This window comes from Alcanivorax sp. HI0083, assembly GCF_001635175.1.
The window spans coordinates 1-665 of sequence record NZ_LWFX01000577.1 but is presented as its reverse complement, the minus strand read 5'-3'; the positions used below and the strand labels follow the sequence as shown (position 1 = coordinate 665).

Genomic DNA, 665 nt, shown 5'->3' with positions numbered 1-665 from the left:
GAATAGCATGTGGTGGCGGTTGTCCCGACGCGGACGGCGGGCCATGCCCAGGGTGACAATGTTGTCGCCTTCCTTGGCTTCCGTATCGAAATACTGCAGGCGCAGGTCATCACGCACCACCGCAGACCAGTCTGTATTCACTCGCCAGATATTGGCCGCACTCAGCCCGTAGTACTCACGATCATCGCCAAAGCGGGTTTCCACCCGCCCCAGAGTCCGGCGGTTTTCATTGCGTTTGTCTTCTGCGCCCACGGACAGGGCCGTGGCATCCTGATTGGTCTGTCCGTCCAGCGTCTGAATCCACTCCATGGACGGCGACACAGTCAGACCCGGCTCGATCTCGATGTCAGACTTCACACCATTGGCTGCGGCCACATCGCGGCCATCCACGGCACCGCGCAAACGGTACTCGGAATACACATCGGTATTGCGGGTAATCGCAGAACGCACACCTGTGGTGAACTGCTGTGTTTCCACATCATCGTCCAGCGTATTGATACCATTCAGGCTGTTGATGATCTCGTAACGGCTGTAAAGACTGGTTTTCTCGGTGAGCTGCATGTCCGCATCGGCCGCGATACGACGGCGGCTGGTATCGTTGAAGGCCTGCTCGTATTCCGCACCAATCTGAAAGGGCTTGCCCAGCAGATTGAAGCCCCGGTCAG

At 58.0% G+C, this 665-nt stretch carries 1 pseudogene; it reads right to left on the bottom strand.

Annotated features, from left to right (window positions below):
* Nucleotides 1–665, bottom strand: a pseudogene (locus tag A3754_RS27350) (hypothetical protein); the annotation flags it as partial.